This window comes from Gimesia sp. (assembly GCF_048260065.1).
GTDB lineage: Bacteria > Planctomycetota > Planctomycetia > Planctomycetales > Planctomycetaceae > Gimesia.
This window is the reverse complement of sequence record NZ_JBLXHC010000007.1, coordinates 27,888-50,149: the sequence shown is the minus strand read 5'-3', so window position 1 is coordinate 50,149 and position 22,262 is coordinate 27,888. Positions and strand designations below refer to the sequence as shown.

The window sequence follows — 22,262 nt, the reverse complement described above, 5'->3', positions numbered from 1 at the left end:
AGGAGCCCCGGGAATCACAGGTAACTAAAACGGATTCAATTCCGTTTCTTCCTGAACGGAAGCAAAGAACAGGTCGGCTTCTTCGTTCCACTCTGCCAGCTTACGTACCCCTGGAGCCAGCGTTTCTTCCATGAGACCTTCCTCTGCATGCTCGTATCCCAGCAAATGTCCGAGTTCATGCAGAATAACGGTCCAGAGATCAACGTGCCCAGCCGCTTCGCTGTCAGGTAAGGCAATCAGCGTTAAGCGACTGTCAAAAGCGAATTCACTGTGATCTGTCGGGCTCTCATCGACAAACCAGCCATAACCGGCGGCATTCACATCGAGATAAATCGTTCCAGGAGTTGCTCGGCCTAGAGTGCCGTTCTCCAGATCTACGATTTGAATTGAAACCGTTTCTACTTTTGATATTTGACTGGATGATAGCGTGGGAGAGACTGTAGTAATCGCTTTCTCCAGCGTTTCTTCTGCTGCTGATTGAGTGAGTTGATCGACGCTTATTTGTGTAGATGCTTGAGGCGCGACTACCAGCGGCTGATCCCAGGCTTCGGGATAGTTAGCGGGATAATTTACTTCTGAACCATTAAGTTTACTTTTGCCATAATTACCGACAAATAAAATCAAATCTCTGTAATCGACGCGATTACTTTGATTCAGGTCCGCCACCCAGGCATAGTCTGAATCTGACGCACTGGGAGTCACACCGTAAACACTGACCAACAGGATCAGGTCACGATAATTAAGTATGTCATCATCATTCAGGTCGTAAGGATTGGCCCAGATACTTGTGCTCTCGACTGAATTGACGTTCGTACTCACCAGGTTATCAGAAACCACATCGGCCTGGGATGAACTGATGGTAAAACCCAGGTCGTACGGACCTATCGTCTGATTCAATATATCAAGATCCACACTATCATCAGCCAGCGATTCAAATTTGATGCGTGCGAAGAGCAGGTATTTTGAAATACCCAGATCAGTCAAATCTGTTTCTGCATAAAGGTTCTCGACGATTCCTGCTGAATCATTAACCGTACCTGTCTGCTGATTCAAGGCAAATCCTGAACCATATTCAATCGTCGTCGCTGAAGTGAATTGCGTATGATAACTCAGATCCAGATTCGCAGAAAAAATCCCCTGGCTGGAAGTACTGTCTGTCTTCACCCAGATTTCGACCCAGTAAGTGGACCACTCACTTATCGAGCTCTGATGATCCGGCAGAGATGTCGTTTCTCCATTTGAGTCGACGGCTGTGGGAGAATCGACAACGCGTAAATCGACATCGATCAGGGTCGTCACAGTCACATTAAATGTACGCTGAATTGTATTGTTATCCCCGGTGGTATTGAGGTCACCGTCGAGGCCACCATCTTCAACGGTCACCGTGATCGTTGCGATACCAGTCTGGTTCGCAACAGGAATAAAGGTCAGACTGCCAGTCGAATTCGGCGAAGAGTAAGAGACAACCGGATCCAGGATTAAACTGGTATTACTGCTGGTGGCGGTCACTCGTAATGGATTACCCCCGAATCCACTTGCGGCAATCCCTGTCAGATCGACTGTCTGCTCAGAAGCGTTTTCATTGATATTTACATCACTGATTTCATTCAGGGCAATCGAAGCCAATTCTGCTCCCTGTGAAAGGGCCCAGACTTTTCCTTCATTCAGGAATATGACAATATAGTTGTTGTTAATACTATCTATAACGATGTCCGCGATATTTGAATCGCTCTCTGAGCCCGTCACACTGTTGGCGGCAGAAATTACACCGGTCACGCCGGTGGTTCCGTCACCGAACGTCACCGCACCCGCGTCTGTCAGCGTTCCATTGTCCCATTCCGGTGTGCTCACCACATAGTTACCGTTGGCAAGTGCTGTCACTGCAGGGAGGCCGTAAAATCCATTGTGCTCTATGGAATAGGCATAATATTTACTGTATCCGACTTTATCGTTACTGGATGAACCAACGAGACTGTTGGTTTCAGAAACCACACCACTTACCCCGGTCGTGCCATTCCCGAATGTCACCGCCCCCGCATCAGTGATCATGCCGTTGTCCCACACAGAACTGCGTACCACGTAATTTCCATTGGTGAGTACGGTTACATCACCGTACCCTCCCACCTGGTCATAGTCCGACGATCCGACGAGGCTGTTGCTCGCCGAGACAACGCCGCTAATACCGGTGGTTCCGTTTCCAAATGTCACCGCTCCCGCGTCAGTGACTGCACCGTTATCCCAATAGATACTACTCACCACATAGTTACCATTCGTGAGTAAGATGATATCACTGTACAATCCCAATTGATCATAGTCGGTTGATCCAACGAGGCTATTCGCTTCCGACACAGCACCGCTGATGCCGGTGGTTCCATTTCCAAAAGTTACCGCCCCGGCGTCAGTCACCGTGCCGTTATCCCAGGAAGAACTGATCACTACATAGTTACCGTTCGAGAGTGCAGTGACACGATTATTTCCCACCTTGTCACCACTGGTTGATCCAATCAGGCTGTTGGCCTCTGAGATGACACCGCTGATACCAATGGTCCCATCTCCGAAGGTCACCGCCCCGACTTCAGTGACTGCGCCGTTGTCCCAATAAGCACTGCTCACCACGTAATTTCCGTTCGAGAGCACAGTCACTCCATTCAAGCCCGCACTGTCACCGCTGGTTGACCCGACAAGGCTGTTGGCTGCCGACACAAGACCGCTCACGCCGGTGGTTCCATCTCCGAACGTTACCGCACCGACATCGGTGATCGCGCCGTTGTCCCACTCAGGGCTGACCACTACATAATTCCCGTTCGAGAGCACTGTGACGGAAGAAGTGCCGTAGGCATCCCCTCCCACCCTGTCACCGCTGGATGACCCGACGAGACTGTTGGTTGCTGAAACGACTCCGCTGATGCCGGTGGTTCCATCTCCGAAGGTCACTGCCCCCGCATCAGTTACCGTGCCGTTATCCCAGGAAGTACTACTCACCACGTAGTTACTGTTCGAGAGCTGTGTTACCCGTGTCCCCACCCTGTCACCGCTGGATGATCCGACGAGACTGTTGGTTGCTGAAACAACACCAGTTACGCCTGTCGTTCCATCTCCGAACGTCACTGCACCTGCATCAGTAGCCGAGCCATTGTCCCAGCCGGAAATGCTTACGATGTAATTTCCATTAGTGAGTCCTGTGACACCTCCCGCTCCCACATGGTCAAGATCATGTGAACCAACGAGACTGTTTGCAGCCGAAACTACCCCGCTCACACCAGCGGTTCCATCACCGAAGGTTACTGCGCCTGCATCAGTCACCGAGCCGTTATCCCAATATGAACTGTTCACGACGTAATTATTATTAGAAAGAACAGTTACACCATCCAAACCCAGATTGTCAGAGGTCGTTGAACCAACGAGACTGTTGACCGATGAGATCGTACCGACCACACCAGTGGTTCCGTCTCCAAATGTCACTGCTCCAGCATCAGTTACCGTGCCGTTGTCCCAGAATGCACTGCGTACTACATAGTTCCCGTTGGAGAGCGCGGTGACATCAGAGGTGTTGTATGCCTCTCCCCCCAGTTTATCACCGCTGGTTGACCCAACAAGACTGTTGGATGCTGAGACAGCCCCGCTGACTCCAGTGGTTCCGTTACCGAACGTCACTGCACCTGCATCAGTAGCCGCACCATTGTCCCACTCAGAACTGAGCACCACATAGTTGCCGTTGGCAAGCGCGGTGACACCACTAATGCCTACCAGATCACCACTGGTTGACCCAACGAGACTATTGGCTGCGGAGACGACACCGTTGATGCCGGTCGTTCCATTTCCGAATGTCACCGCGCCAGCAAAATCGATTCCGTCATTGCTCCATAGAGAACTGCGTACCACATAGTTCCCATTGGTGAGTGTGGTCACACCATTCAGGCCCACATAGTCATAATCTGATGAACCGGTGAGTGTGCTGATCAACTCTCCCGTTGCCCCGTTAAATAAATAGACGGCACCTGCATCGGTACCACCCGCATCGTCTCGAGGAGCGGTAATCACAACATTGCCCGTACTCAAAACCGTAACAGTATCACCAAACCCATTATCAGCACTCGGATTAGGATCGAGAAATCTGGTGGCATCGACCAGCGTAGTTACAGTCACATCGAATGTGCGCTGGATTGTTCTGTTATCCCCGGTGGTATTGAGATCACCATCAAGTCCTCCGTCTTCGACGGTCACTGTAATGGTCACAATACCGCTCTGACCTGCTGCAGGAGTGAACGTCAGACTTCCGGTGTCATCCGGAGAAGAATAGTTGACCACAGGATCGGGAATCAGGCTGGTATTGCTGCTGACAGCAGTTATCCGCAATGCATTGGAACCTATGCCACTGGCAACAATACCGGTCAGACTGACCGTCTGTTCCGAGGCATTCACGTTAACGACTATATCGCCGATCTCATCTAGAGAGAGTTTCCGGGAAACTTCCCCCTGAGAATAAACCCTGACTTTTCCATCACTGATTACAAAGAAATTATGATTCGTATCATCCACTACGATAGTTGCTGCTCCCAGCCCAATCTGGCTGTTACCAGCTGAAACCTCGCCATTCACGCCATAGTGACCGTCCCCGAAAGTGATGGCCCCGGCATCGACAACTGAGCCGTTATCCCAGTGCGAACTGGATACCACATAGTTACCGTTAGAGAGTACAGTGATCTCACCGTAACTTCCTACCAAATCATACTCGGATGAACCGACAATGCTATTACTGGCTGAAACGAGCCCGGTCACACCTGTTGTTCCATTACCGAAAGTGACGGCTCCCGCGTCTACTACAGTACCATTATCCCAGTCCGAACTGGTTACCAAATAATTCCCGTTTGTGAGTGCAGTTATATTATAATACAACCCTAACTGATCATAGTCTGTTGATCCGACGAGACTGTTGCTCGCTGATACAATTCCAGAAACACCCGTCGTGCCGTCACCAAAAGTAACAGCACCCGCATTCACTACGGAGCCGTTATCCCAATTCCCACTGGACACGACATAGTTGCCGTTAGCGAGTGCAGTAGCTTCATATCCTACTTCATCATAGTCCGATGAGCCGACAAGGCTGTTACTCGCTGTCACGGATCCAGAAATGCCCGTAATACCATTTCCAAAGGTGGCAGCCCCCGCATCCACCACCGAGCCATTATCCCAGCTCGGGCTCGTCACGACATAATTGCCGTTCGTGAGCTCGGTTACATAACTGCCGACTCTATCCCCATCCGAAGATCCGACAAGGCTGTTGCTGGATGAGATCGTCCCCGTCACACCCGTCGTACCGTCACCAAACGTGACGGCCCCCGTATTCATACCCTCACTGTTTTGCCAATACGGACTGGCAATTACATAGTTGCCATTCGTGAGTACGGTTATATAACCATAAATAAACTCCCCTCCCACCTGATCATAGTCCGACGATCCGACGAGGCTGTTACTGGCTGATACGAGACCCGTGACACCGGTTGTACCATTACCGAACGTAACGGCCCCTGCATCCACAATCGTGCTATTGTCCCAGCGCACACTGGCCACGACATAGTTTCCGTTCGTAAGTGCAAACGCATCAAAGCCCACCTGATCCCCGTTCGAGGATCCAACGAGACTGTTACTGGATGAGATCGTCCCTGTTATGCCCGTCGTACCATCCCCGAAAGTGCTGGCCCCCACACTTACTCCCTCATCATTTTTCCAATGCGGACTACCCACCACATAGTTACCGTTGGTAAGTGCAGTCATACGACTCCCAACCTGATCATTAACCGACGATCCGACGAGACTGTTACTCGATGAAACAAATCCCGTAATACCAGTCGCGCCGTCTGCGAACGTCACCGCTCCTGCGTCAGTTATCGTGCCATTGTCCCACGCAGAACTGCGAACCACATAGTTGCCATTTGAAAGCGCAGTTACCTTACTGAAACCATAATGATTGCCTACCTGATCATTGTCCGAAAATCCGACCAGACTGTTGCTCGCTGAAATGAGCCCGGTAACACCGGTTGTGCCGTTTCCGAACGTAACAGCCCCTGCATCCACTACAGAACCATTATCCCAGCCCGCGGTACTTACCACATAGTTACCGTTGGTGAGCGATGTCACCGGGCTGTCCCCGTAACTGTTATCCCCTCCCACTTGATCATTAGCCGTGGATCCGACGAGGCTGTTGCTGACTGATACGCTCCCCGAAACACCCGTGATACCATTTCCAAAGGTAGCGGCCCCCGCGTCTAGAATAGTGCCATTATCCCAATATGGACTACTGATCACAAAATTGCCGTTCGCAAGCTCTGTTATTCCACCATAGCCCACCTGGTCACCGTCAGATGTTCCGGTGATGGTACTGATCAACTCGCCTGTAGCGCCGTTAAAGAGATAGACGGCACCGGTATCAGTACCACCGATATCTGCATAAGGGGAAGTGATCACCACATTGCCCGTGCTTAAAGCAACGACAGTATCTCCAAATCCATTGTCGGCACTCGGATTGGGATCAACGAATTCAGGCAGATCAGGATTAATAAACTGGGCAAGTAGTAAAGAAGTCACAGTCACATTGAATGTTCGCTGAATCGTATTATTATCCCCGGTGGTATTGAGATCACCATCGAGGCCGCCATCTTCCACGGTCACTGTAATCGTCACAATACCGCTCTGGCCTGCTGCAGGAGTGAACGTCAGACTGGCGGTGTCGTCCGGAGAAGAATAGTTGACCACAGGATCGGGAATCAGGCTGGTATTGCTGCTGGTGGCTGTCACACGCAGGGGATTAGTGCCGGTACCACTGGCAGTTATTCCTGTCAGACTAACCGTCTGTTCCGTGGAATTCTCGTTGACGATCACATCACTGATTTCATCCAGGTTGATGGAGGGTAATATATATGACTGAGAAAGAGCCCAGACCTTTGCTTCATTCAGGAATATGGCGTAATAGGTGTTGTTAATATCATCTAAAACGATGTCCGCGATATTTGAATTACCCGTTGTCCCCCTCACACTGTTGACTGCTGAGACCTCACCTGTCACGCCTGTGGTCCCGTCACCAAATGTCACTGCACCTGCATCCGTCACAGTACCGTTATCCCAGACAGGACTGGCTACCACATAGTTACCGTTTGAGAGTGCGGTTACTGTAGAGGCAAAGAGCCCAAAGCCGAATCCCTTGTAACCCAGATTATCATACTCGGATGAACCGACAAGGCTGTTCAAGGCAGTGATTTCGCCAGTCACACCTGTCGTTCCATTCCCAAACGTCACTGCCCCGGCACTGATTTTCGTACCATTGCTCCAAAAAGGACTCGTCACTACATAATTACCATTGGAAAGTACGGTGACATAATACCCCACGTTGTCATTTTCGGATGACCCGATAAGACTGTTGGTCGATGAGATCACACCAGTCACACCTGTGGTTCCGCTCCCAAATGTTGCTGCACCGGCATTCGTGATCGAGCCATTGTCCCACTCAGGGCTGCTTACCAGATAGCCACCGTTCGAGAGAGCCGTCACACCAGCAGACCCGAAAAGATTGTACCCCACTCTGTCATAGTCGGAAGATCCGACCAGACTGTTGACTTCTGAAACAACCCCGCTCACGCCCGTCGTACCATTACCGAAAGTGACAGCACCCGCTTCCTGTATTGAACCGTTATCCCAATTCGAGCTGGACACCACATAGTTTCCGTTGGTGAGCGCAGTCACACCGTCGTACCCTCCCACATAGTCATATGCAGTAGAGCCGATGAGACTGTTACTGGCTGAGATGAGCCCCGTAATACCTGTCGTACCATCACCGAACGTGACGGCACCGGCATTTACTATGGAGCCACTATCCCAATCCGAACTGGCCACGACATAGTTTCCGTTCGTGAGCACGGTCACACCTGAATTACCGACGCTATCAAAGTCGGTTGAACCGACTAGACTGTTAGACGACGAAACAACACCGCTCACGCCTGTTGTTCCGTCACCAAACGTCACTGCTCCGGCATTTGTGATCGTACCATTGTCCCAGTAGATACTACTCACTACGTAGTTACCATTGGAGAGCTCAGTGATACCACTGCTACCCACATTGTTATAGTCAGTTGATCCGACGAGACTGTTGGTTGCTGACACAACTCCACTCACGCCCGTTGTTCCGTTGCCAAACGTCACTGCCCCTGCGTCAATGGCAGAGCCGTTATCCCAGTTATCACTCTGCACCACGTAGTTTCCGTTGGAGAGTACGGTCACACCATTCCGACCCACATTGTCAAATTGGGATGAACCGACGAGACTGTTGGCTGCTGATACAACACCGCTCACGCCCGTTGTACCGTCGCCAAACGTCACTGCTCCTGCGTCAAGGACATAGCCGTTATCCCAGAGACCACTGCGGACCACGTAGTTCCCGTTGGAGAGCGCGATCACACCTGTAGAGGTGTCGAAATAATTACCGGAACCTACATTATCGTTTGTCGTTGAGCCGACAAGACTGTTGGCTGCTGATACAACACCACTCACTCCCGTCGTACCATTACCAAATGTGACTGCCCCCGCATTCACCACGGAACCATTATCCCAATCCGAACTGGAGACGACATAGTTCCCGTTGGTGAGTGCAATTACACCTGCATTGCCGACGCTATCGTAGTTGGTTGAACCGACAAGACTGTTAATCGCTGAGATAGTTCCCGTAACCCCGGTCGTGCCATCACCAAAAGTCACAGCTCCTGCCCACTCTACGGAACCATTGTTCCAGTAAGTGCTGCGCACCACGTAGTTACCATTTGAGAGTACAGTAACATAATTCCCTATACGGTCAGATTCCGTTGATCCGACAAGACTGTTGGCCGATGACACAACACCGCTTACACCTGTTGTACCGTCTCCAAATGTCACTGCCCCAGCGTCAAGGATAGAACCGTTATTCCAGGAAGTACTGCTTACTACATAATTGCCATTGGAAAGCGTTGTTACATAGCTCCCTGTAAAGTCAGACTCGGTTGATCCTATGAGACTGTTAGCTTCGGAGACGACACCGCTGACGCCAGTGATTCCGTTACCGAATGAAACCGCACCTGCATCAGTCACAGAACCGTTATCCCAGGCAGAGCTGGTCACCACAAAGTTACCGTTAGCGAGTGCTGTCACACCGTCCTGGCCCACATGGTCATAATCAGAAGATCCGATGAGTGTGCTGATCAACTCTCCCGTTACCCCATTATATAAATAGACGGCACCCGCATCAGTACCACCTGCATCATCATAGGGAGAAGTGATGACAACATTGCCGGTGCTTAAAACTGTAACGGTACTACCAAATCCATTATCTGCAGTTGGGTTAGGATCGATAAACCTGGTGAAATCAACCAGGGAAGTTACAGTCACCTCGAATGTTTGCTGGATCGTCTCATTGTCTTCTGTCGTATTCAGGTCGCCATCCAGGCCGCCGCTTTCTACAGTTACCGTGATGGTCACGGTACCGCTCTGACCTGTTACAGGAGTGAACGTCAGGCCGACGGTGTCATCCGGGGATGTATAAGACACGACAGGGGTCGGGATCAGGCTGGTATTGCTGCTGGTAGCGGTCACCTGCAGGGGTTTGGGTTCAGAACCACTGGTACCGATGCCAGTCAGATTGACCGTCTGTTCTGAGGCATTCTCGGTAATGATCATATCACCGATCTCGTCCAATGTAGGGGGCTGGGAAACTTCCCCCTGAGAATAAACCCTGACCTCTCCATTGATGATCTCAAAGAAAGTACGATTGGTATCATCTACTACGATACCGGGAAAACCGGAATCCAATTGGCTGTTGATACCTGAAAGCTCACCACTCACACCAACGTCACCATTTCCCAAAGTGAGCGCTCCCGCATCCACTACGGAACCATTATCCCAGAATGGACTGAGCACCACATAGTTACCGTTTGTAAGACCGGTCACAGTTTCGTACAACCCCACTCGATCATAACTGGTGGACCCGATGAGGCTGTTGTCGACAGATATCAATCCTGTAACGCCCGTCGTTCCATCACCGAACGTGACAGCTCCCGCATCCACTACTGAGCCTTTATCCCAATCCGGAATGGAGACCACATAGTTACCGTTCGCGAGTGCGGTCACATAAGATCCCACAGAATCATTGTCGGAAGACCCGACGAGGCTGTTACTGGCAGAGATCAGTCCCATAACGCCCGTCGTTCCATCACCAAGAGTGACAGCTCCCGCATTCACAACAGAGCCGTTATCCCAGGCTGTACTGGACACGACATAATTCCCGTTCGTGAGCGCGGTCACATTACCGAAATAACCTCCTACCTGGTCATTGTCAGAAGATCCGACGAGGCTGTTACTCGTAGAGATTGTTCCCGTTACACCCGTCGTTCCATCTCCGAACGTGACGGCTCCTGCATCCACCACGGAGCCGTTATCCCAGTTTCGACTGGAAACAACATAGTTCCCGTTGGAGAGCGCGGTCACAGCAAAGAAACTAATTCCCACCTGATCATTTTCCGAAGATCCGACGAGACTGTTGCTCACAGAGACGAGTCCCGTAATGCCCGTCGTGCCATCCCCAAATGTGACGGCCCCTGCATCCACTACTGAGCCATTATCCCAATACGGGCTGGATACCACATAGTTTCCGTTCGTGAGTGCGGTTACATAACCGTAACTGCCGAAATTCTTATCGCCTCCCACAGAGTCATTTTCCGAAGATCCGACGAGGCTGTTACTCACAGACACGCTTCCCGTAATACCCGTTGTGCCATCTCCGAAGGTGACGGCTCCCGCATTCACCACCGAACCGTTATCCCAAAACGAGCTGGACACCACGTAGTTTCCGTTCGTGAGCACGGTCAGACTATCACCCACCTGATCATCGTCTTGAACACCGACGAGACTGTTGCTGGCTGAGATGAGTCCCGTAATGCCCGTTGTGCCATCACCGAAAGTGACGGCTCCCGCATCCACCACAGAGCCGTTATCCCAAATCCAACTGCTCACCACATAGTTGCCGTTCGTGAGTGCGTACACATAATAGCCTACATAATCGTTGTCAGAAGATCCGACGAGGCTGTTACTGTCTGAGATTGTTCCCGTTACACCCGTTGTGCCATCTCCGAACGTGACGGCACCCGCATCTACTGACGAACCGTTGTTCCACCCCCAACTGCCCACCACGTAGTTGCCATTCGCGAGCGCGGTGATATCACCGTACTCTCCTCCCACGTAATCATAATCGGAAGTTCCGACGAGGCTGTTACTCGCAGAGATTGTTCCCGTAATACCGGTCGTCCCATTGCCGAAGGTGGCCGCTCCCGCATCTACTATTGAGCCGTTATCCCAAAGCCAGCTGGTCACGACATAATTACCGTTCGTGAGTGCAGTCACACTATAATCACCACTTCCCACTTGATCATTGTCAGTCGAACCGACCAGGCTGTTGCTCTCAGATACGCTTCCGGAGACGCCCGTCGTGCCATTACCAAATGTGACGGCTCCTGCATCTACCACCGAACCATTATCCCAGTCAGGACTACTGATCACAAAGTTTCCGTTAGCCAGCTCAGTGACTACACCTGATCCCACATGGTCACCGTCAGAAGTTCCCAGAAGAGTACTGATCAACTCGCCTGTCGCACCATTAAATAAATAGACAGCCCCCGCATCCGTGCCACCCGCATCGTCATAGGGAGCAGTGATGACGACATTGCCTGAGCTCAAAGGCACGACCGTATCACCAAACCCGTTTCCAGCACTTGGATTGGGGTCAATGAACTTATAAAGCCATTGGTTTACAGTTACTTCGTACGGCGTATTTGTCGGGTAGGTGACCGCATCATCGTTCCCGGCCAGAACAGTCAGGCTCGAAGTAAAGCTTGAGTCAAGGCCTTCAATCTGTATGTGATCGGCCCCATAGCCGTCGGTGGTTTTGATAATCATACTGTTGGTTGGATTGAGAAAGGTCAGGATTTCTCCGGCAGTATCAGAATCAATCAGCGACAGTCCGTTAGACGTATCTCCATCATCCGACAGAAGAATGGTTTCCGTTCCGCCAGTGAAAATGAAGGTCCTGTCATTTGAAAAAATCAAGTCATTTACTGGTTCGAGTCCATCGTAGGTCACGAAATCAGTACTGGTCCCGTCAAGCTTCACATCACCGGAACTGTTAGAATCAAAACGGTGCTCTACCGAACCGGCTGCTCCCGTCAGCCCCAGAGCATCTATTCCTGCACCTCCACCGCCGTGATATTCGACGTTGATACCGGTCTCTGCGAGGGATGTATCGACGGTCAGGCTGTCATCCCCCATACCTGCATGGACAATGATTGTCCCTCCGGAAATGAGACTGGCGGGAAAAGAAATCGTGTGCAGGTCTACCTGAGTAGCTCCTGCAGGAGCTTGCAGATAATTTTCCGGGTCCGTGATTGTAATGATGCCATTTTCGTATGAAATCAAAATGTCGGTAGCAGTATCCACATTGGAAGAATATATAAAATCCCCTTCGCTAAAGCTGCCGGTACTGAATGTCGCCACCGTAACACCGAACGTTCGCAGGAGTGTCGTATTATCTTCTGTAGTATTCAGATCATTATCGAGTCCACCGTCTTCTACGGTGACTGTGATGGTTGCCTTTCCTGTCTGGTCGGTCCCGGGGGTAAATGTCAGGCTGCCTGTCGAATTCGGTGAAGCATAAGTGACAACCGGATCCGGGATCAGACTGGTATTGCTGCTGGTAGCTGTGATACGCATGGGGTTTGTGCTGGATCCACTGGCACCAATTCCAGACAGGTTGACTGTCTGCTCTGAGGAATTTTCGTTGAGAATGAGATCGTTGATATCATCCATATAAAGTGAATAGGTAATCTCATCCTGTGAATATACTCTAGTTATCCCACTGCCTAACGCTAAGAAAGTAAGATTCGTATCATCCACCACAATATATTTTGATGGATATACTCCAAGTTGACTGTTAGCCGCTGAAAGGATGCCACTCACACCAATGTTCCCATCCCCGAATGTGAGTGCCCATCTATACACTTCGGAGTCGTTATCCCAATGGCGACTGGAGACGACATAGCTGCCGTTTGTGAGCGCAGTCACATTACCATAATATCTCGCTTGATTATTGTATGAATATTCAGGGCCAAAGTATCCCACACGATTAAAGTCTGTTGCTCCGACGAGGCTATTTTTCTCAGATACGAGCCCCGTAACCCCTGAAGTGCCATTTCCAAAAGTGACGGCTCCGGCATCCACAACGGAACCGTGATCCCATATCGGACTGGAGACGACATAGTTGCCGTTCGTAAGTGCGGTCACACTATAGTACTTTCCATATAAATCTCCTCCCACTCGATCATTTTCAGAAGATCCGACAAGACTGTTTTTGGCAGACACAAGTCCTGTAACGCCTGTCGTACCATCCCCGAAAGTGACGGCGCCTGTATCTACTACCGCTCCATTATCCCACTCCAGACTGGTCACCACATAGTTTCCGTTTGTAAGTGCGATCACACTGTTACTCTCATAAGTACCATACGAGTTTCCCCCCACACGATCATTCTCAGAAGATCCGACTAGGCTGTTGCTTACTGACACGAGTCCCGTAACTCCTGTCGTGCCATTCCCGAAGGTGACCGCTCCTGCATTCACCACGGAACCATTATCCCACTCTGAACTGGATACCACATAGTTTCCGTTCGTGAGCGCTGTCACACCAAAAGAACCCACTCGATCATTGTCTGACGCTCCGACGAGGCTATTACTCACTGACACGATTCCCGTAGTTCCCGTCGTGCCATCCCCCAATGTGATAGCTCCTGCATTTACTACAGAGCCGTAACTCCATCCCAGACTCGACACCACATAGTTACCATTTGCAAGTGCGGTCACATTCGATCCCACAGCATCAAGGAATGAATCTCCAATGAGGCTATTGCTGGCAGAGATGTATCCAACAACACCTGATGTACCATTCCCGAAAGTGACCGCTCCCACACCCGCTACGGAGCCGTTATTCCAGGAAGGACTGGATACCACATAGTTCCCGTTCGTGAGCGCGGTCAAACCCGCTCCCGCAGAATCATAGTCCGATGATCCGACAAGGCTGTTACTGGTAGAGATGAGTCCTGTAACACCCGTTGTGCCATCCCCGAATGTGGCGGCCCCCGCATTCACTATAGAGCCGTTATCCCAGAAAGGGCTGCTTACTACGTAGTTTCCGTTCGTAAGCACGGTCACAGTAGATTGGTCAAGACTACTGTAACCCAACTGGTCATCGCTGGTCGCCCCGACAAGACTATTACTTGCAGAGATGAATCCTGTAATGCCTGTTGTGCCATCTCCGAACGTGACGGCACCCGCATCGACAAGAGAGCCGTTATCCCAAAAAGGACTGGACACCACATAGTTTCCATTCGTAAGTGCAGCCACACTGTTAAATAATCTGCCTCCTAACGTTCCTCCCACCAGGTCATCCTCTGAAGATCCGACGAGGCTGTTGCTTGCCGAGATGGTTCCCGTGATACCAGTCGTGCCATTGCCAAAAGTGATGGCACCTGCATTTACCACCGACCCGTTGTCCCATTCGGAACTGCGTACCACATAATTACCGTTGGTAAGTACGGTCACCCCACCATATCCCACAGAATCATCTTGAGAAGATCCAACGAGGCTGTTGCTTGCAGACACAATTCCAGAAACGCCCGTAATTCCATTACCAAAGGTAACGGCTCCTGCATCCTCTACGGATCCGTTATCCCAGTCAGGACTGTTTATCACAAAATTTCCGTTGGCGAGTTCAACTACACCTCCTGAACCCACATGGTCATAGTCATGTGTCCCAACAATCTTGCTAATTAACTCGCCTGTTGCGCCGTTAAAGAGATAGACAGCCCCGGTATCAGTACCACCGACATCTGCATAGGGGGAAGAAATCACTACATTACCCGTGCTCAATGTAACAGCGATGTTACCCCCATAGAGGTCGAATAACTGGGTGAATAATGCAGAGGGCAGCGTGCGATCTTCAAGCAGTTCGATCTGGTTTGCGACAGGCCGCGATCGATGTTTCACGCTCGGAAAAGTAAAAGATTGCCACAGCCTGGATATCTTCTCATGAACACTTCGAGAGAAATAGACGGCTCGCTTTTCGAGCTGCTGTTTGAGTCGCATTTTGGGGGCCCTGTCTGGTAATTACGCAACCCGTACTGAACTGATAGATGCATCGGTACGGATGTGCGAAATTTGAAGATATTTAGATTCGATCTCTTCTGGTGGAGTCAAAATGGATACAGGTTAACCAGCAGGGATCAAACACTTTCAAAACTCTTGTAATTTTCAACATTATTGGCGACGGAGAGTAATAGAATCCTGAATTCCATGGTCACGAATAAAGGATACTGGCCTCTACTCAGAAGAGGTGTAATCTCTTCTAGTTGAGTGTTAAAGTGTATAGAAGTCAAGCTCTGGAAGAGCCATGTCCTGAATAGGAAGCGAATTCCCAAAGCAACAGAAAATCTGTTACACAGGTTCTGGGTTTAGCTTACACTTCAAGAAGTGTAATAACTGGTCCCGTTTGTGACAGAAACTTCGTCAGATTTACGAAATACCAGTAAAGAAGTTTCAATGTCTGGTACTAAAATGACTGGCGTGTGTTGAATCCAGATGATCTTTGAAATCAACAGGCCACTAAGCCGTACGACTGTTGTCGTGCTCGGGGGGATCTCTATTTCACATTGGGGCAATTCGTTTGGAGCCCACATCGGTTGTTAATACGACGTGGTTGTTAAAGCTTGCTAAGATTAACTCGTGTTTGACAGCCTGATGTACCGGGTCGTCCCACAGGTTGTTGTGTTCCCAGGGATCGGATTGCAAATCGTAAAGCTCTCCCAGAGACTTGTCGTGATACAGGGAAAGTTTATAGCGGTCGTCGCGATACATGGTCGCAAAACTGCCTTCCCCGCCTGTAAAAAACGGATCGAGTGCGTCAAAGTATTCACAGCGAACACTCTCGCGAATTTGTGCGCCTGTCTGTTCGCCAGTAAGCACCGGGAGCAGGCTCTGCCCCTGATGATAGTCCGGGATAGGTATCCCCGTTAAATCGAGTAGTGTGGCAGAAAGATCGAGCAATTCCACCAGCCCGGTGGCACGCTGGTTGGCCACAAAGTGACCCGGCCAGGAGAAAATCAGCGGTACCCGGATCAAGCCTTCATAAAATCGACATCCCTTCTGTACCAGCCCATGATCTCCCAATGTCTCGCCATGGTCTGAAGTGAAAATGATGACCGTATTGTCTCGCTGTCCTGTTGAATCTAATACGCTCAGGATCCGCGCAAACTGATCGTCGATTTGCGCAATCATGGCGTAATACAGTGCCTGCACTTTTTTCAGCTCACTGATTTCTGTTGACATCGTGACAGGCTGAAAATCAACCCGGGCAAGCAGTTCCTGGGTCGCCTTGTCTGACTCCTCAAAATGGGGACCGGGCATCGCAGCCGGGTCGAACATGTTTGCATATTTTTCAGGAGGCGTAAACGGGGGGTGCGGGTCATAGACATTGATGTTCAGCAACCAGGGTTGTTGATGATCCTGTTCGATAAATTCGATTGCCCGATCGGAGGCCCACTTCGTCTGATGATATGCGGGATCAACATTCTCTTTGCTGTTGCGCATGTCCTCCAGGCTTTTTCCTTGAGCACGCACCCAGTCGGCATAATCGTGTGTGCCTGCAGGCCAGTCATCGCGCGGTGCATGGCTGTGCTGCCAGACTGTGAATCCATCATCCAGCCGAGGTTCGGCGCGATGGCCGGCACTCACGAGATGAAATTTTCCTATCAATCCGCACAGGTAACCACTCTCGGCGATTAACTTACTGATCAATGGTGGCCAGTCCGGAAAGGTGTCGTTGCCATTTCTGGTATTGTGCAGGCGCGAGGGATATAAGCCGCTCATAAAACTCGCTCGGCTGGGCGTGCAGATGGGGCTCTGACAATACGCGTGGGTAAAGGCTACCCCCTCTGCCACGAGCGCATCGACCACCGGCGTTTTCACATACGCGTTCCCCAGTGCACCAATCGTGTCAAACCGTTGCTGGTCGGTGCAATACCATAAAATATTTGGGCGCGTCATGTAATTACCTTCGTGTTTTAGTGACTTCGTGGTGGAAATAACTCTGCTATTTCTGCGCTGGACCAGTCAGGGCAGTACAACAGAAAAGACTGATGTGAATACAATTTCTGTCCCCAGACCAGTCAACAAAGCGAGTTCAATGAGAACCGGCAAAGAACGCGGTTTCCATTTTGCCATAGTTCCTCCCGTGACTGCAATCATCAATGCCGTCGCCAGCCAGTAATTGAGCCAGCTCTGCTCTAACACCAGCACATAGCAGCACAGCAGGACAAAACAACAGACGGCCAGCCCGATCTGTGGCTTGCTGCTTGAGGAATTATTTGCTTCCGGTGTTTGACTGAGAAAGATTCTCTGCACGACGATGATACTCAGCAATAGCAGCGTCATCATAATCATATAGAAAGGAAAATCAGGCAGCGGAACTGTTGAGCCGGAAACCAGTTCGCTGAATTTCTGCTCACTCTGGCTGATATGCTCATGAAGTTTCTCGCCCCGATAAAACACAGGCGAAATCGACAACGCCTGCAAATTGTCCCGCACCGCATCCGATTGCATCGTCTGTTCCAGAACATCTGCCAGCAGATCAATTCGCTCCTGCGGCGTCCCTTTGGGGGCCCACCAGTAAAACGAGTTCCCCACCACGGCATCAATCTGCTGTTCGCGGGCCGTCGCAACGTCGGGCAGGGCGGATTGTCTCTCTTCAGACAAGACGGCCAACGCGCGAATCTGTCCGTCCCCCTCATAAGACAGAAATTCGGCCAGCGAAAAAATGGTGGCATCGATGTGACCGCCAATCAGCATCGTATACCGCTTTTGCCCGTCTCCCGCCTGCACATAATTAAAATATTCGCCCCCCGCAGCCTGTTCTATCTTTTTGGCAGCGAAATGGGCGAGGGCCCCGAAATTGGTGCCGAATTGAACTTCCCCCGGATGTTCCTCAGCAGCGTGCAAGAGCGCAGCCAGATTTTTATACGGGGCGTTTTTCTGCACCGCGACCACCAGATTGATTTCTCCCGTCTGGGCAATCGGTTCGAACGCCTCCGGACCAAAGTTCACTTTGCCGGAATATTTCGAGGTGATAATCCCTTCATGGTTACAGAGGATTTTGTACCCGTCGGCCCGCGCCTGTTTGACATAACGGCTCCCGATCGTACCACTGCCTCCCGGCTGATTGATGATGACGACAGGTTGTTTCAGCAGCTCATCCTCAGTGATTGACTTTTGAATGATTCGCGCAAACAGGTCCGTGCCGCCTCCGGCAGAAAATGGCACGACAGCCTGAACAGGGCGCTGGGGAAATTGCGTCTGCTGATGTTGATTCGTGAAGAAACCGGAATACTGAAAGACGAGCATGCCGATAATCGACAGTACCGCAGTCGTATGCCAGACTGGTAAACCAAAGCGACTCCAGAATGAGTGCGCATTCTGTTCCCCGTGCACACTCCCTGTTTCTGACGAAGAGCTGCGATTCACTTCTTCGGCAGCATTGTCGTTTAACGTTTCTGTTTTGTTGTCTCGTTTTTTGCGGAACTGACGCATGAGTGGCACAAACAGCAATAAAGCAGAGATGATGACAAACAGAAACGAAATGGGACGAGTGACGATCGGTAACCAGTTCCCCTGCGATGACATCAGCCCGGCGGACAGATTTTCTTCCGCGATCGGACCCAGGACAAAACCAATCACAAAGGGGGCCAGGGGGATGCGGTTTCGTTCTAATACCAGTCCCAGCAGTCCGAAGCCGAGCATCACCCAGACATCGAACATGCGGTTCGACAACGCAAAGGACCCGGCAATGCAGAAGGTGAGAATAATGGGCAACAGATAAGGACGTGGAAACCGCACCAGTTTTGCCAGGAAACCGACGGAGGCAATCATCACCGCAAACATGACCAGGTTGGCCAGAAAATAGGTTCCCATAATGGTATGTACGAGCTCGGGATGTTCGCTGAACAGCCGCGGCCCCGGTTGCAATCCATGCAGAACTAACGCACCGAGCAGAATCGCATCGATCACACTACCGGGAATGCCCATCGCCACGAGCGGAATCAAAGCGCCGCCGACCGTCGCATTGTTGGCGGCTTCGGACGCAATAATTCCCTCCGCGGAACCGGAACCGAATTTCTCTGGTGTTTTCGAACTGTTTCGGGCGGCAGAATAAGCGGCGATCGAACCGATGTTGGCACCAATGCCGGGAAGAATGCCGATAAAGGTTCCGATCAGGGACGACCGCAGCATGTTCACCCCTTGGTTTTTCCAGTCTGCGAACGTCAGCCACAACCCTTTGCGTGTTACCGAAACACGCGGCACACTCTGATCAATATTCGCAATATCGCGGAGCACCTGATTGATCGCAAACAAGCCAATTAATACGGGCAGTAACTTGAAACCCGCATTCAGAGGAGTGAACCCGAAGGTAAGTCGCACTTCACCTGTGGCTGCGGAAATTCCCGGCATGGCGGCCAGGATTCCCAGTGTTCCCGAAAAGAGCGAGCGGGTCAGCGATGCGCCATCAATGGTGGCGATCAACACCAGAGCCATCAAGACCAGCGAGAAATATTCGAAAGGCCCCAGCTGTGTAGACCAGCTGGCTATCGGCGCAGACAGGGTGACTAAAAACAAACAGGAAATCAACCCCCCTGCCAGGGAAGCATAAATGCCCAGCCCCAGCGCACGGCCGGGCTGCCCCTGTTGCGTCATGGGGTAACCATCCAGCGTGGTCATCACGGAGGCGGGTGTGCCGGGCATGCGCAGGAGTGTGCCGGTAATCAGGCCACCGCTGATGGAGCCCACATACATGCTCACTAACAATGTCATCGCCAGTTGAGGATCAAGTGTAAACGTCAACGGCAGCGTGAGTGCAATCAGCATGGCACCGGTCAACCCGGGAATTGCCCCCACGAAGATTCCCAGCGATGTTCCTGCAACAATCAACGTCAGGCTGAGAGGCGTAAATAATTGGGCAACTGTAGCTTGAATCGCATCCATATTTTGTACTGGTGCAGATGACTGCCTGACCCCTTACGCAACAGAAACGGTGAGATTGTGAATATGCCTGATGTGATTTGAGTTCTCTCATCTTATCCAGAATATTCAGGGTGATAAAGCCTGGTACTTGAAATTCATTCGTCATAGTTCGGCGATGCAAGGCCCCATGACTTATACCAGACACAAAACGAAACCCTGTGTTGTATCAAATGAGGTTCTGTTTCTCTGCAGGAGTGGAAAATGAGTCCCAAAAACGTTCTCTTTCACAGATCGCTCCCCACTTTAATCTACGCATACTGAATCCGTGCTTGCTGTATGTGAAATTAAAAAGCTGTTTCCATGAATAGCGATGATTCCCATAAGATAATTTCGAAGGCGAAGGTCACCCGGGAATAGTGAATAAAAAAATTCAGGGGCTTACAGCATGATAGTCTTTTGAAGGTTTAGTCACGCAGACTGTGACGGAATCGGCACAGTACCAGCGAGGATGTAATCAATGTGCTGGCGGAGTTGTTCCAAACTCACGGCGGATTGGAGCACTATCGCAGAGTTAATGGCAGTGAGTTTCTATCCGGGGCGATTCGTAGTTGGCTGAAGTGGATTGGCCTTGGAATAATGTATATCGCCTCCGGCAGTCCTGGGGAAGATGGCTACGCCAGGAGTTTCCACTGTCGCGAGCGGGATGAGTTTATGAATTGTGATGTGTTTTGAAACAGGAGATCCGCCGGTAATCATGCGGAGGAATTGAAACAATAATACAACGATTGGCGTTCCCACAGTGCATCAGGCAATCAGACGCCTCAGGAAGTGACAAAGTATCCCAACTGGTGCACAGAGTTGGGGGTCACGTCACGCATACGCGGGAAGTGATTGCTTCGCAATCTTGAAAGCAGCAGCCAATACCATCCGTGGAGACTTGGTTGTCTGTGTCATGAAGTATGGTGTATCATGACTCGTTATGTAAGAAAATAGTAATCAGAGACAGGTTTTCTACAGAGCAGGTCAGGACTTTTATTCTTTTAATTATTGAGAAAACTATGTCTTCAACAGAAATAATTACTATTAAAAATGACCTCTCCTATAAATCAAAAGATATCAAAAAAATTGCGAAAACGATGTGGTTAGGTTTTTATGAAAAACTAGATGAATATAGATATAAAACTAAGATTGCGCTTTGGACCATCACCGGGGCCTCTTGTGTATTTGATCTAAATCCAATCTCTCCTAAACCAAATGAATATGACGCCCCCCCCTTTATAATTAATACTGGTATAGACAGTTTATATGATCTAGTTAGTGAATTAGGTGAAAGACTTGCAACTAATAAAGTAAGCGATGATGAATATCTTGGATCTTTAGAAAACATATGTGCGGATTTTGATAGATGGGTTGGTGATGCTGTGGTCTCCGTCTGGAATAGCAAGGAAATACAACGGATACATGGAGAATCGAATTATTGTGCAAGCCGTTTTGGAGTCTATTCCATCAATGAACAGGATATTGCTCCCAACGAACTGCATTTAATGAAACATTTGGCTGGGGATAAAATTAAGAGATAAGGACAGAAAAAGGTGTCGACATTGAATGGCACTGACGCTGTATCTTTGATTTGAGTATCCGCAGCGGCTCTATCGCGACGCAGTTGACCTGCCCCCCTTAACCACGTCAGAGTTTTGTAAGAGGTCCGACGGATTGATTTCAGTTGGTTTCAGGTTTCATGGGGAGAGACAGAAGAACTTCATTTTGGGGAATTGCCTGAACTTCAACTGAAAGCGGAGAAGAGTCGTAACCTCCATATAACGGAGGCACAGCGCGTCCATGGTCTTTGGTATGCTTCGTGATTCCATCTGAGATAATAATTTGCACTACGATCGCACGATGTTTACCTGCGGCGGCACCATCATCCGGAGTATAAGTACCGAGTACGAACGTTCCGTCTTCCTGAATCGTTCCAGTTGCGGAAGTCCCGTGTTCTTCCGATTCTAATTCAATTGTCCCCGTCCGAACCGGCTCACCGTCAGCAAACTGAACGCGTCCTGAAACGGGGTAGGTCGGTATCTTATCCGAACCACAACCATAACAGCAAATCAGCAACGTGAGAATGACCCATCGCATCG

General features: G+C 50.4%; 5 protein-coding genes. 1 reads left to right on the top strand and 4 read right to left on the bottom strand.

Annotation, left to right across the window (positions count from 1 at the left end):
* Window positions 1–24 precede the first annotated feature (24 nt).
* From ACN0YN_RS14545 to ACN0YN_RS14535, 3 genes are all read right to left on the bottom strand, one after another.
* Entirely contained in the window at window positions 25–15,201 is a 15,177-nt protein-coding gene (locus tag ACN0YN_RS14545) for a hypothetical protein (protein WP_417385744.1), read from the bottom strand.
* Between the two features lie 558 nt (window positions 15,202–15,759).
* Window positions 15,760–17,157: a sulfatase gene (locus ACN0YN_RS14540; protein WP_417385743.1), complete on the bottom strand. Its 1,398-nt coding sequence runs from the start codon at window positions 17,155–17,157 to the stop codon at window positions 15,760–15,762.
* Window positions 17,158–17,223: 66 nt separating this feature from the next.
* Complete coding sequence (locus tag ACN0YN_RS14535; protein ID WP_417385742.1) at window positions 17,224–20,145, bottom strand: tripartite tricarboxylate transporter substrate-binding protein; 2,922 nt, start codon at window positions 20,143–20,145, stop codon at window positions 17,224–17,226.
* A gap of 1,037 nt (window positions 20,146–21,182) precedes the next feature.
* Between ACN0YN_RS14535 and ACN0YN_RS14530 the strand changes: the two genes are divergently transcribed.
* A complete protein-coding gene (locus tag ACN0YN_RS14530) occupies window positions 21,183–21,704 on the top strand; it encodes a hypothetical protein (RefSeq protein WP_417385741.1) in 522 nt (173 codons plus the stop codon).
* Window positions 21,705–21,843: 139 nt separating this feature from the next.
* On the opposite strand, the gene ACN0YN_RS14525 is transcribed toward ACN0YN_RS14530, so the two are convergent.
* Entirely contained in the window at window positions 21,844–22,260 is a 417-nt protein-coding gene (locus ACN0YN_RS14525; RefSeq protein WP_417385740.1) for a carboxypeptidase regulatory-like domain-containing protein, read from the bottom strand.
* Window positions 22,261–22,262: the final 2 nt, after the last annotated feature.

Bases quoted from the DNA above. Each gene is read 5' to 3' on its own strand.
- ACN0YN_RS14545 (WP_417385744.1), bottom strand. From the start codon at position 15,201: ATGCGACTCAAACAGCAGCTCGAAAAGCGAGCCGTCTATTTCTCTCGA.
- ACN0YN_RS14540 (WP_417385743.1), bottom strand. From the start codon at position 17,157: ATGACGCGCCCAAATATTTTATGGTATTGCACCGACCAGCAACGGTTT.
- ACN0YN_RS14535 (WP_417385742.1), bottom strand. From the start codon at position 20,145: ATGGATGCGATTCAAGCTACAGTTGCCCAATTATTTACGCCTCTCAGC.
- ACN0YN_RS14530 (WP_417385741.1), top strand. From the start codon at position 21,183: ATGTCTTCAACAGAAATAATTACTATTAAAAATGACCTCTCCTATAAA.
- ACN0YN_RS14525 (WP_417385740.1), bottom strand. From the start codon at position 22,260: ATGCGATGGGTCATTCTCACGTTGCTGATTTGCTGTTATGGTTGTGGT.